Source organism: Gryllotalpicola daejeonensis (assembly GCF_039538145.1).
GTDB lineage: Bacteria > Actinomycetota > Actinomycetes > Actinomycetales > Microbacteriaceae > Gryllotalpicola > Gryllotalpicola daejeonensis.
The window spans coordinates 1,532,101-1,543,787 of the sequence record NZ_BAABBV010000001.1; the positions used below are offsets into that span (position 1 = coordinate 1,532,101).

9 protein-coding genes are annotated in these 11,687 nt (G+C 68.8%); 2 read left to right on the forward strand and 7 right to left on the reverse strand.

Translation table 11 applies throughout. The features are described 5' to 3' along the window. Positions 1-12 precede the first annotated feature (12 nt). The 3 genes from ABD736_RS07640 to ABD736_RS07650 all read right to left on the reverse strand — a co-directional run bounded on the left by ABD736_RS07640 (position 13) and on the right by ABD736_RS07650 (position 5,193). Positions 13-1,362 carry an extracellular solute-binding protein gene (locus ABD736_RS07640; protein ID WP_344791149.1) on the reverse strand — a complete coding sequence of 450 codons (1,350 nt, stop codon included), beginning with the start codon at positions 1,360-1,362 and terminating at the stop codon, positions 13-15. 215 nt (positions 1,363-1,577) lie between these two features. After that, positions 1,578-2,816, reverse strand: a complete 1,239-nt coding sequence (locus tag ABD736_RS07645; RefSeq protein WP_344791150.1) for an ROK family transcriptional regulator — start codon at positions 2,814-2,816, stop codon at positions 1,578-1,580. Between the two features lie 166 nt (positions 2,817-2,982). Continuing rightward, complete coding sequence (locus ABD736_RS07650; protein ID WP_344791151.1) at positions 2,983-5,193, reverse strand: NADP-dependent isocitrate dehydrogenase; 2,211 nt, start codon at positions 5,191-5,193, stop codon at positions 2,983-2,985. A 144-nt stretch (positions 5,194-5,337) separates the two neighbouring features. Between ABD736_RS07650 and ABD736_RS07655 the strand changes: the two genes are divergently transcribed. Both ABD736_RS07655 and ABD736_RS07660 read left to right on the forward strand, forming a co-directional pair. Further along, positions 5,338-5,790, forward strand: a complete 453-nt coding sequence (locus ABD736_RS07655; RefSeq protein ID WP_344791152.1) for a GNAT family N-acetyltransferase — start codon at positions 5,338-5,340, stop codon at positions 5,788-5,790. Then, positions 5,787-6,197, forward strand: coding sequence for an MGMT family protein (locus tag ABD736_RS07660; protein ID WP_344791153.1), 411 nt, complete (start codon positions 5,787-5,789; stop codon positions 6,195-6,197). The genes ABD736_RS07655 and ABD736_RS07660 overlap by 4 nt, the downstream gene beginning before the upstream one ends. 126 nt (positions 6,198-6,323) lie before the next feature. Here ABD736_RS07660 and ABD736_RS07665 read toward each other — a convergent pair whose 3' ends face one another. The 4 genes from ABD736_RS07665 to ABD736_RS07680 form a co-directional block, all read right to left on the reverse strand. Further along, positions 6,324-8,138, reverse strand: a complete 1,815-nt coding sequence (locus ABD736_RS07665) for an ABC transporter ATP-binding protein (protein WP_344791154.1) — start codon at positions 8,136-8,138, stop codon at positions 6,324-6,326. Next, on the reverse strand, positions 8,135-10,003 hold the full coding sequence (locus ABD736_RS07670; protein WP_344791155.1) for an ABC transporter ATP-binding protein: 1,869 nt from the start codon (positions 10,001-10,003) through the stop codon (positions 8,135-8,137). The genes ABD736_RS07665 and ABD736_RS07670 overlap by 4 nt, the downstream gene beginning before the upstream one ends. A 145-nt stretch (positions 10,004-10,148) precedes the next feature. Then, positions 10,149-10,319 carry a hypothetical protein gene (locus tag ABD736_RS07675; RefSeq protein ID WP_344791156.1) on the reverse strand — a complete coding sequence of 57 codons (171 nt, stop codon included), beginning with the start codon at positions 10,317-10,319 and terminating at the stop codon, positions 10,149-10,151. Positions 10,320-10,478: 159 nt separating this feature from the next. Next, positions 10,479-11,654: a dimethylarginine dimethylaminohydrolase family protein gene (locus ABD736_RS07680; RefSeq protein WP_344791157.1), complete on the reverse strand. Its 1,176-nt coding sequence runs from the start codon at positions 11,652-11,654 to the stop codon at positions 10,479-10,481. Positions 11,655-11,687: the final 33 nt, after the last annotated feature.

The following is an 11,687-nucleotide window of genomic DNA, read 5'->3' on the forward strand; positions in this document are numbered from 1 at the left end:
GCCATGCCGGTCCTACTTCTTCACGATGTTGTCGGGCCCGACCGCCTGTTTCAGCGCGTCGTCATAGGCCTTGGCGGCCTGCGCCGGCGATTGCTGGCCCGTCATGACCGACTCCATCGCCACTTGGATCGCGTTCGACACCTTCGGGTAGTCCGAGGTCGCCGGCCGGAAGTGCGTGACCGGAACCAGGCTCGAGAAGAACGCGTTCGTCGGGTTCGAGCTCGTGTACTTCGGGTCGTTCGCCACGTCGGTGCGCACCGGGATCTGCGTGTCGAGGATGTCGAAGTTCAGCGAGTTCTTCTTGTTCAGCGCCAGCTTGATGAAGTTCCAGGCGGCTTCCTTGTTCTTCGACTTCGAGCCGAGGGCGAGCGTCCACCCGCCCGACATGCTGACCTTCCCTGGAGCCTGCCCGTTCTGGGTCGGCATCGCCGTCCAGCCCATGGTCGTCGACCAGTCCTTCCACGGCGCTGCTCCGCTCGAGATCCAGTTCTGGCTCTGCCACGAGCCGTCGAGGTCGATCGCGAGCTTGCCCTGCGGAATCCACTGCCCTGAGATCTCGGTGCCGACGTTGACGTCGAGCGCCTGCTGGGGCGTCGGGCCGAGCTTGTCCTGGTAGACCGTCTGCACGAACTGCAGCGCGTCGGTGAACCCCTTCGAGCCCGCGACCCACTTGCCGTCGGAATCCGTGAGCTGATCGGCCGTGCCGTACAGCAGCATCTCGAAGCCCTGCATGGTGGACGCCTCGCCCTGCGGCTTGCCCGAATAGACGTTGAGCGGGATCACGCCCGGCTCGGCCGCCTTGATCTTCCGCGCCGCGTCGAGCACGTCGTCCCAGGTCTTCGGCTGCCACGGGACCGCGATGCCCGCCTTCTGCAGCAGCGTCTTGTTGTACCAGAGGCCGCGGGTGTCGGTGCCGAGCGAGACGCCGTAGATCTTGCCGTCGTCGCCCTGGCCCGCTTGGCGCGCGTTGTCGGGGAATTGCTTCCAGTCGCTCCACTTGGAGACGTACGAGTCGAGCGGCGCGAGATAGCCGGCGTCCGCGTCCGCCTTGATCAGGAACGTGTCCTCGTAGAGCACGTCGGGGGCCGTCGCCGCTGCCTTGTTCATGAGAGCGAGCTTCGTGTAGTAGTCGTTCTCGGCCGCCTGGATCGGCACCAGCTGCACCTTGACGCCCTTGTTCTGCGCCTCGAACTGCTTCGCGACGGCCTTCATCTGGGTGTCCATCTGGGTGAAGTTGCCGAACTTCTGGTACGCGACCTTGATGGTGCCGCTCGAAGACGAGACGCTGCCCGGGGCGGAGCAGCCGGCGAGGACCAGCGCAGCTGCTGCGCCGGTGGCAAGTGCTAAAGCCAAGCGTTTCATGATGCTCCCTTGCGTCATGGGTGCCGCGAAGCTCGGTCTGGGATTGGTCGAGCGCCTTTACTAAATCATTTGGATTTACTCGATGCAAGGGTTTTTTGTGCCTCATTCCGGTCACGCTTTCGCACCCCCGCCCGACACCTGCGCCCCGCACGCCGGGCGCAGCCGTCGGGCGCGGGCGCAGAAGCCAGGCACGGCGGCGGCGCCGGGGCGGCCAATCAGACGGTGACGCGATGGGCGAGCAGCATCCGCGCCGGCCGCGGTGAGAGCGCGTGATCGAGCACGAGGCAGGCGGCTCCGATGGCGGCGACGTCCGCGGCGACGGCGGATTCCTCGAACACGACGTCGTGGGCGCCGACCAGGTACGGCGACTGTGCGAACGCACGCGGCAGCCGCTCGAGTGCGCGGCCGGCGAGCGGCGCCCAGAACGGGCCGCCGAACACGAAGCGGTCGACGTCGAGCAGATTGGCGACGGGCACCAGCGAGTTCGCCAGGTCGGCGATCACCTGGTCGACGATGACGGATGCCTGCGGCTCGCCGCTCTCGGCGGCGTGCACCAGCGCCGTGAACTCGTCGAGCAGGTGGAAGCCGCCGGTACGCTGTGCGGGGGTCGCGAGCCTGATGCCGGCTGCCAGGGCGCGCGGCACGACCGCCGTCGGCGAGACGGATTCACCGAACGGGCGCGACCGGCCCGAGGCATCCGTATGCCCCACCGCGAAGCCCCCGATGTCGCCTGCGTTCCCGCTCGCGCCCCTGATCACCTCGTTCTGCAGCACGAGGCCGAAGCCGATGCCCGTGCCGTAGTAGACGAAGGCGAAGTTCTCGCGGTTGCCGTCAGCGACCCACTGCTCGGCGACGGCGGCGGCCGTCACGTCCTTCTCGAGCAGCACCGGCAGCTCGACCCGATCTGAGAGCAGGTCGCGCACCGGAATGCGCTCCCACTGGGGCAGGAGCGGAGGGTTGAGGACCGTGCCGGATTCCTCGAGCAGCGGCCCCGGCGTCGCGATGCCGACCCCCAGCATGCGCTCGCACAGCACCCGGCCGGCGCCGATGATGGCCCGCGTCTCGATCGCGATCTCGTCGAGGGTGTGCTGCGCGGTCGATGCGGGGTCGACGTCGAGCACGCGGTGGTCGAGCAGCTCGCCCGCGAGGTCGAGCAGCACGATGCTGACAACAGAGGGGTCGAGATGCACGCCGACCGCGAACCGGCCGTCCGGGCACAGCTGCAGCAGCGTGCGCGGCTTGCCGACCCCGGCGACGACCGTGCCCGCCTCGCGCACCACTCCCCCGGCGAGCAGCCGCCTGCTGACGTTCGTCACCGTCTGGGCCGAGAGCCCTGTGCGGGCCGCGAGCTCGACGCGGCTGATGCCCTCGGGTGCGCGGCGGATCGCGTCGAGGATCACGGCCTGGTTGAAGCCCCCGACCGCGGGAAGGTTCGCGCCAACTCTGCTGGCCATGCGCACCTCCTCGACGTTCCCGAGGTTAGCGCGCATCACCTCGCGTTCTCGCCGCGGTGGCGCCCCGGGCACACGAAGCGCCCAGCGGCACACGTTCGTCAGGGAACGATGTGCCGCTGGGCGCTATGTGTGCCGCCGGGGCCCAGGCGCGCGGCGCGTGGGGCTCTTAGAACGCGTCGATGGCGGCATTCAGCGTCGCCGACGGGCGCATGACGGCCGAGGCCTTCGCGTCGTCCGGGCGGTAGTAGCCGCCGAGGTCGACCTGCGAGCCCTGCACCGCGAGCAGCTCGGCCACGATCTCGGACTCGGCCGCGAGCAGCTTGGCCGCGAGCGGCCCGAAGGCCGCTGCGAGGTCGGCGTCGTCGGTCTGCCGGGCGAGTTCCTGCGCCCAGTACAGCGCGAGGTAGAAGTGCGAGCCGCGGTTGTCGATCGTGCCGAGCTTGCGGCCGGGCGAGCGGTCCTCGTTGAGGAAGGTGCCCGTGGCCCGGTCGAGCGTGTCAGCGAGGATCTGTGCTTTGGCGTTGCCCGTCGACTGCGCGAGATGCTCGAAGGATGCCGCCAGCGCGAAGAACTCGCCGAGCGAGTCCCAGCGCAGGTAGTCCTCCTCCACCAGCTGCTGCACGTGCTTCGGCGCCGAGCCGCCGGCACCGGTCTCGAACAGACCGCCGCCCGCCATGAGCGGGACGATCGAGAGCATCTTGGCCGAGGTGCCGACCTCGAGGATCGGGAACAGGTCGGTCAGGTAGTCGCGCAGCACGTTCCCGGTGACCGAGATGGTGTCCTGCCCCTGGCGGATGCGGTCGAGCGACTTCTGGGTCGCCGCGGCCGGCGCGAGGATGCTGAGGTCGAGGCCCTCGGTGTCGAGCGTCGGCAGGTACGCGTTGATTTTCTTGATCAGCTCGGCGTCGTGGGCGCGGGTCTCGTCGAGCCAGAACACGGCAGGGGTGCTCGACAGGCGGGCGCGCTGCACGGCGAGCTCGATCCAGTTCGTGATCGCGGCGTCCTTCGTCTGGCAGGCGCGCCAGATGTCGCCGGCCTCGACCCGGTGCTCGATGAGCACGTCGCCGGCTTGGTTCACGACGCGCACGGTGCCCGCTGCCGGAACCTCGAAGGTCTTGTTGTGCGAGCCGTATTCTTCGGCGGCCTGCGCCATGAGGCCGACGTTCGGCACGGTGCCCATGGTGGCCGGGTCGAGCTTGCCGTTCGCCTTGCAGTCGTCGATGACCGTCTTGTAGACGGAGGCGTACGACGAGTCGGGGATGACGGCGAGCGTGTCGGCCTCTGCGCCGTCGGGGCCCCACATGTGGCCGCCGATGCGGATCATCGCGGGCATCGACGCGTCGACGATGACGTCGCTCGGAACGTGCAGGTTGGTGATGCCCTTGTCGGAGTTCACCATCGCGAGCTTCGGGCCGGTGGCCAGCACCTCGTCGAACGCGGCGCGGATCTCGGCGCCGTTCGGCAGCCGGTCGAGGCCCGCGAGGATCGCGCCGAGGCCGTCGTTCGCCGACAGGCCCGCGGCCGCGAGGTCGGCCCCGTACTTCTCGAACACCGGCTTGAAGAACGCCTTCACGACGTGACCGAAGATGATCGGGTCCGAGACCTTCATCATGGTCGCCTTGAGGTGGACCGAGAATAGAACGCCGGATGCCTGCGCAGCGGCGATCTGCTCGGCGAGGAACTCCTCGAGCTTCGCCACCGACATGAACGTGCCGTCAACGATCTCGCCGGCGAGCACCGGCACCGACTCCTTGAGCACCGTCACGGTGCCGTCTTCGGCGATGTGCTCGATGCGCAAGGTGTCGTCGGCCTCGATCGTCACGGACTTCTCGTTCGACCGGAAGTCGTCGTGGCCCATGGTCGCGACATCGGTCTTCGAGTCGGCGTTCCAGGCGCCCATCGAGTGCGGGTGCGCCTTCGCGTACGCCTTCACCGCGCCGGGAGCGCGGCGGTCGGAGTTGCCCTGGCGCAGCACCGGGTTGACCGCGGAGCCCTTGACCTTGTCGAAGCGGGCAGCGAAGTCGCGCTCTTCGTCGGTCGACGGCGCCTCGGGGTAGTCGGGAATGTCGTAGCCCTGCGCCTGCAGCTCGGCGATCGCGGCCTTCAGCTGCGGCACGGAAGCGGAGATGTTCGGAAGCTTGATGATGTTCGTGGCGGGGTCGCCCGTCAGTTCACCGAGCTCGGCCAAGGCATCCGGCACACGCTGCTCTTCGGTGAGCCGCTCGGGGAACTGCGCGATGATGCGGCCGGCGAGCGAGATGTCGCTCGTCTCGAAGTCCACACCCGCCTTCGCTGCGTAGGCCGAGATGATCGGCAGAAGCGAATAGGTCGCCAGCAGAGGCGCCTCGTCGGTGCGGGTGTAGATGATCTTTGCCATGCGCTACGGCTCCCGGGGTTGAACGTGCGGGGTCTTCTGAACACGATACAGGTATCTCGACGTCGAGATAATTATGCGCGTATGGGCGGATGCCTGCCAAAGGCATGCTATCCGTCTGCCGTGCGCCCCGTTATGGTGATTGGCATGGCTGACCTGCGTCTGGAAGACCTCTCCGCGAGCAACATCGCCGCGGCAAACGCGCTCTCCCTGAAGCCTGGCCAGGAACAGTACGTCACCCCCGTCTCGTACTCGGCGGCCGCGGTCGTCGTGAACCCCGCGACCTCGTGGCAGCGCGTCGTCGTCGACGGCGATGACGTGGTCGCGTTCATCCAGGCCGACTTCGATCCGCAGGCTCCGAGCGAGGAGTTCCGCTCGATCCTCTGGCGCATCAACGTGGACGCAGACGACCAGGGTCGCGGCGTCGGCCGCTTCGCGGTCGAGGCGCTCGCCGACGAGGCGCGCAAGCGCGGCCTCGACGCGCTCTATGTGATCTGGGAGCCCGGCGAGGACGGCCCTGAGGCCTTCTTCCTGCGCACCGGCTTCGAGCCCATCGGCGAGACCGAGTTCGGCGACACGATCGGCAAGCTCGCGCTTTGACGCCGCCCGCCGGTCGACTCGCGCGCAGCGCGAATGGAGACCACGCGCAGCGTGCGAGGGCGGACGATCGCCTCGGCCTGCGCGCGTACGAGGCCGCAGGCATTTTCGAAGCGGATGCCTTCACCGAAGCCGTCCTCGACATCGTGGCGCAGATCCCGCCAGGCCTCGTGCTGAGCTACGGCGCGATCGCCGCCGAGCTGGGGTCGCGCGCCTCGCGGCAGGTCGGCAAGGTCATGCGCAACTACGGCCACGAGGTCACGTGGTGGCGCGTCGTGCACTCGGACGGACGGCCGCCCGACGGCCACGAGGACGACGCTCTCGAGCACTACCGCGCCGAGGGAACGCCCCTGCGCGAGGGCGCGGCGGGCTACCGCCTCGCGATGCGAGAGGCCCTCTGGCGCCCCTGACCCGGATGCAGAACCGGAGAACGAAAGGTGCCCGCTTGGCGCTTCTGCACCCGCTGCTGCGGGAACAGTTGCGCCAAGCGGGCACCTTCGGGCGCCGAACGGGCACCCTCGCGCCGAGCGGACGCGCTACACGAGCGAGTCGCGCCAGGCGGCGTGCAGCTGGGCGAAGCGGCCCGTGCCGCCGATGAGCTCGGCGGGGGTGCCGTCTTCGACGATGCGGCCGTGCTCCATCACGAGCACCCGGTCGGCGATCGCGACCGTCGACAGGCGGTGCGCGATGATGACCGCCGTGCGGTCGGCGAGCAAGGTCTGCAGCGCCTCTTGCACCAGCCGCTCGCTCGGGATGTCGAGCGACGACGTCGCCTCGTCGAGGATCAGCACCGCCGGGTTCGCGAGGAACGCCCGAGCGAACGAGATCAGCTGGCGCTGCCCCGCCGAGACGCGGCCACCGCGCTTGTTCACGTCGGTGTCGTAGCCGTCGGGAAGAGACGCGATGAACTCGTGCGCGCCGACCGCCTGCGCCGCGCGCTGGATCTCTTCGATCGTGGCATCCGGCTTGCCCAGCGCGATGTTGTCGGCGACCGAGCCCGAGAACAGGTAGGCCTCCTGCGTGACCATCACGATGGCGCGACGCAGGTCTTCGGACGACAGCTCGCGCAGGTCGACGCCGTCGAGCGTGATCTTCCCGAATGACGGGTCGTAGAAGCGCGAGACGAGCTTCGCGAGCGTCGACTTCCCCGCGCCGGTCGAGCCGACGAGCGCGATCGTCTGGCCGGCCGGGATGTCGAGACGGAACTGCGGCAGGACGTCACGGCCGGGCTTGTAGTGGAACGAGACGTCGTCGAAGAGCACGTGCCCGTGCGCCCCGTCGAGCTTCGTCGGGTGCGCGGGCTCCGGCACGCTCGGCTCCTCCTCGAGAACGCCCGAGATCTTCTCGAGTGCGGCGGCCGCCGACTGGTAGGAGTTGTAGAACATCGCCATCTCCTCCATGGGGTCGAAGAAGCGGCGCGCGTACAGCAGCACGGCCAGCAGCGAGCCGATCGCCAGCGAGCCGGACACGACGCGGAATCCCCCGATCAGCAGCGCGATCGCGACGGTGATGTTGCCGATCATCACGAGGCCCGGGTCGAAGATCCCGAACAGCTGGATCGTGTCGGCGTTCACCTTGCGGTAGTCCTCGACGAGGGCGCCGAACTCGCGCTCGTTGCGCTTCTCCTTGCGGAACGCCTTCACGGCGCGGATGCCGGTCATCGTCTCGACGAAGTGCACGATGAGCTTCGCCGAGGCCACCCGCTGAACGCGGAACAGCTTCTGCGAGCGCTTCTGGAACCACCTGATCAGGAAGTACAGCGGCACGAGCGAGCACAGCAGCACGACACCGGAGACCCAGTCGACCGTGAAGATCGCGATCGCGATGAATCCCGAGTACAGCGCCCCCTGAACCAGCTGGTTGATGCCCGAGTCGAGCAGCTCGCGGATCGAGTCGAGGTCGCTCGTCTGCCGCGAGATGATGCGACCCGACGTGTACGACTCGTGGAACTCGAGGCTGAGGCGCTGCGTGTGCAGGAAGGTGCGCGTGCGCAGCTCGATCAGGATCGCCTGGCTGATCTGCGCCGACGACACCGTGTACCAGCTGATCGACAGCGCACCGCCGACGCCCGTCACGAGGTAGGTCAGCGCGGTCCACGCGAGCGGCGCCCAATCGTCGGAGCGCAGCGCCGCGAGCCCCTGGTCGACGCCGATTCCGATCAGCGCCGGCCCCGCGACCTGCAGCACGGTCGAGATCACGACGACGACGAGCGTGAGGATCACGCGGCCGCGCATCGGGGCGATCAGCGACCCGAGCAGGCGCAGCGAGCGCTGACGGATGCGTCGCGATTCCTCTTTGGAGAGATCGCTGCGGTCTTCACCGGTGACGCCGGTTGCGGCAACGGCGCTCATGCGTCCACCTCCTCGGTGTTGGCGGTCGTGGTCATTTCCTCTTCGAGAGACGAGATGACGAACTTGTAGTGCTCATTGCGGGCGAGCAGCTCGCCGTGGGTGCCGACGTCGGTCACGCGGCCGTTCTGCAGCAGCGCGACGCGGTCGGCGAGCATGACGGTCGAGGGCCGGTGCGCGACGATCAGCGCGGTCGTGCCGGTGAGCACGCTGTGCAGGCGCTCGGTGACACGCGCCTCGGTGTCGACGTCGAGCGCGGAGAGCGGGTCGTCGAGCACCAGCACGCTGGGCTTCGCCGCCACGGCGCGGGCGAGCGCGAGCCGCTGCCGCTGGCCGCCGGAGAGCGAGAGCCCCTCTTCACCGACCATGGTGTCGACGCCCTCTGGCAGGTCGTAGGCGAAAGACGCCTGCGCCACCTCGAGCGCTTCTGCCAGCTGCGCGTCGGCCGCCTTGACCGTGGCCGGGTCATCGCCGGCCAACTCGGGCCGCCCGAGCAGCACGTTGTCGCGCACCGAGGTCGAGAACAGCGTCGCGTCTTCGAAGGCCATGGCGACCCGAGCCCGCAGCTCTTCGAGCGTCAGGTCGCGCACGTCGACGCCGTCGATCCGGATCGCGCCGCCCGTGACGTCATAGAGACGCGGAACGAGCGAGGTCAGCGTCGACTTGCCGGAGCCGGTGAGGCCGACGAGCGCCATGGTCTCGCCCGGCCGCACCGTCAGGTTGATGCCGTCGACGAGGTCGGGGAACCGCTCGGGCGAGTCCTCGTAGCGGAAGTGCACGTTGTCGAACACCAGCTCACCGCGTGGGCTCTCGATGTGCGCGGGCTTCTCGGGGTCGTCGATGAGGTTCGGCGTCGACATGACGTCGAAGAACCGGTCGACGGCGGTACGCGTGTCGAAGGTCATCGACAGCAGGAATCCGATCGACTCGATCGGGAAGCGCAAGACGGTCGCCGTCGCGAAGAACGCGAGCAGCTGGCCGACCGTCAGCTCGTCCTGCGAGACCAGCCACACGCCGAGACCCAGGCACACGGCGAACGCGACGTCGGGCACCATCAAGAGCCACAGCCACAGCCCCGCGACGGCGCGCGCCTTCTCGAGCTCGGTGCCGCGCAGCTGCTCGGCCTGCTCGCGGAAGCCCTTGAGCGCGTGGCCGCCGCGGCCGAACGCCTTGAGCACGCGGATGCCGTGCACGGATTCTTCGACGGCGGTCGCCAGGTCGCCCTGCTGGTCCTGCGAGCGGCGCGCCACCACGTGGTACTTGCGCTCGAAGAAGAAGCCGGCGACCCACAGCGGAACCGACAGCACCACCATCACGACCGCGAGCAGCCAGTGGTAGTAGAACAGCACCGCGAAGCCGACCACGATGGTCACGACGTTCACGACGAGCAGCACGAGGCCGAACGACAGCCAGCGGCGGATCAGGTTCAGGTCGCTGACCGCGCGCGACAGCAGCTGGCCGCTCGGCCAGCGGTCGTGGAACGCGACGGGCAGGTGCTGCAGCTTGTTGTAGAGGCCGTTGCGCAGCGTCGCCTCGACCTTCGTGCCCGGCGTCAGCACGAACCAGCGGCGCAGCGAGATCAGCACGGCCTCTGCGATGCCCAGGCCGAGGATCGCGGCGGCGGCGCCGATCACCTCGTAGCGGTCGCCACCGCGGTGCAGCAGCGTGCCGTCGACGAGGCGCTGCAGCACGAAGGGGATGGCGAGGGAGACGACGGAGGCGAGCAGAGCGGCCACCATGCCGAGCGTCACCCGCGGCAGTGCGGGCTTCAGGTAGGGGTACAGCCGAGCGATCGAGGCGAAGGTGCTCAGGCCCTCGCCCGCGTCGTGGTGAGTCGTGCGGTCGGTTTCTGACGAGTGGGCAGACATGAATCAGGCAATTCTTCGTGGGAGTTGTCAGCGATGAGTCCGCACTTCACCGACACCGGTGCCGGCAGTCGATGAGGCGGGTGGGAAGCGCTTTCAGCGCAGATTGAAGAGACGGGTGCCGCGATGCGAACGCGGCCGGTGGCGCCTAGTGCGGGCGGCGGATGCCTGCAGCGGGAGCACCGACGCGGTGCGCCACCCCGCGATACGCGGGACCCGCGATGTCGGCGACTCCGAAGCCTGCGCGACCGAAATCAGCAGCAGCGAGGCCGGCGACACCAGCGACGACGAACTTCGTCTCAAGCGTGGTGTTGGACATTGCGGCCTCCTGAGTATGCGCGACGCGTTCCGTAACACGCACCGCACGGCACTGTGCACACGCGGAGCGAACTCTCAGCCTATCCGTGGCAGGAAATTGGGAACAAGTCCCACCGCAGAAAAGAACAGAAGTGGTGACAAAGTCGCGAGCGGCGCGGCCTCAGCTGCGAATCGAGAGGCAGGTGGCGGATGCCTCGAGCTTCTCGAACTCCGACAGGTCGACCTTGACCACCGTGTAGCCCAGATCTGCCACGAGGTCGGCGGTTCCGGGTGCGGAGGCCGGCACGAGGACGGTGCGGTCATCGAGCGCGACGACGTTCGCGCTCTCGCCCGCAGGAACCCGCAGCGCACGGCCGAAGATGCTCGGCTCAAGGCCGCCGGAGACGAGCACGGTGCCGTCGGGCAGCGCACTCGCGAGCGACTTCAGGTGCAGGCCGCCCGTGACCGGAACCGCGACGACGGTGAGGTCGAGGTTCGCCATCGCGACGACCTCGCGCAGCTGCCTGATGCCGTCGGCATCCGTTCGCCCGCTGCGCCCGACATACACGGTCGAGCCGACGACGAGAACGTCGCCTCCGTCGAGCGTGCCCGGAGCCTCGAGCTCGAAGAGCGTGAAGCCGCTCGTGCGCAGGCTGTCGCCGACTGCGGCGACCTCTGCGCGGCGCGCCTCTGCACCGGGGCGCGTGAGCAGCGCCACCGACGGCGAGAGCACGACGGCGGCATCCTCGACGAACACTGCGTCGGGCTGGTCGTCTGCTGCCGCGACCTCGACGATCTGCCAGCCGGCACCGGTCAGTGCCGAGACGTAGTCGTCCCACTGCTTGTCTGCGGCGTCGCGGTCGACGAGCGTGCGCGGCACGTTCGTGACGATGCCCTCGGCGAGGTTCGCCGACGGCACCCGCACGAAGGCGACGCGGCCGCGGGTCGCCGGGCGCGCGATCCAGCTGCGCCACACGACGCGGCCGAGCAGGGCGCTGGTCACGGCGGCCGCCACGATGAAGAAGAGGTAGAAGCCGACGATCGATGAGAGGTACTTGATCAGGTCGCCCTTGGCGGCGGCGAGGCCACCCGCCGCGGCGCCCAGCAGGCCGCCGACCAGGCCGGCCAGCAGCGCACCCCACCACGACGAGAGTGCGTCGATCAGCCCCGCGATGAACACCACGATCAGCAGGACCAGCGCCGGCAGCGCCAGCACCGCCGCGTAGGAGCCGATGGCCGCGAGGCTCAGCTGGCTCACGAGGTAGAGCGCGAGATCGGTCACCGCGAAGGCGACCAGAGCCGTTGCGAGGGCGGCGAAGAACGAGGCGGTGAGCCGGCGGCTCCAGGGGGTGATCATGGTGCCTCCAGCCTACCGGCGGCACCTATGAGC

What these genes read in the sequence shown, in the direction of transcription:
- ABD736_RS07665 (WP_344791154.1), bottom strand. Translation starts at nt 8,138, where the DNA reads ATGAGCGCCGTTGCCGCAACCGGCGTCACCGGTGAAGACCGCAGCGAT.
- ABD736_RS07675 (WP_344791156.1), bottom strand. Translation starts at nt 10,319, where the DNA reads ATGTCCAACACCACGCTTGAGACGAAGTTCGTCGTCGCTGGTGTCGCC.
- ABD736_RS07655 (WP_344791152.1), top strand. Translation starts at nt 5,338, where the DNA reads ATGGCTGACCTGCGTCTGGAAGACCTCTCCGCGAGCAACATCGCCGCG.
- ABD736_RS07680 (WP_344791157.1), bottom strand. Translation starts at nt 11,654, where the DNA reads ATGATCACCCCCTGGAGCCGCCGGCTCACCGCCTCGTTCTTCGCCGCC.
- ABD736_RS07645 (WP_344791150.1), bottom strand. Translation starts at nt 2,816, where the DNA reads ATGGCCAGCAGAGTTGGCGCGAACCTTCCCGCGGTCGGGGGCTTCAAC.
- ABD736_RS07650 (WP_344791151.1), bottom strand. Translation starts at nt 5,193, where the DNA reads ATGGCAAAGATCATCTACACCCGCACCGACGAGGCGCCTCTGCTGGCG.
- ABD736_RS07640 (WP_344791149.1), bottom strand. Translation starts at nt 1,362, where the DNA reads ATGAAACGCTTGGCTTTAGCACTTGCCACCGGCGCAGCAGCTGCGCTG.
- ABD736_RS07670 (WP_344791155.1), bottom strand. Translation starts at nt 10,003, where the DNA reads ATGTCTGCCCACTCGTCAGAAACCGACCGCACGACTCACCACGACGCG.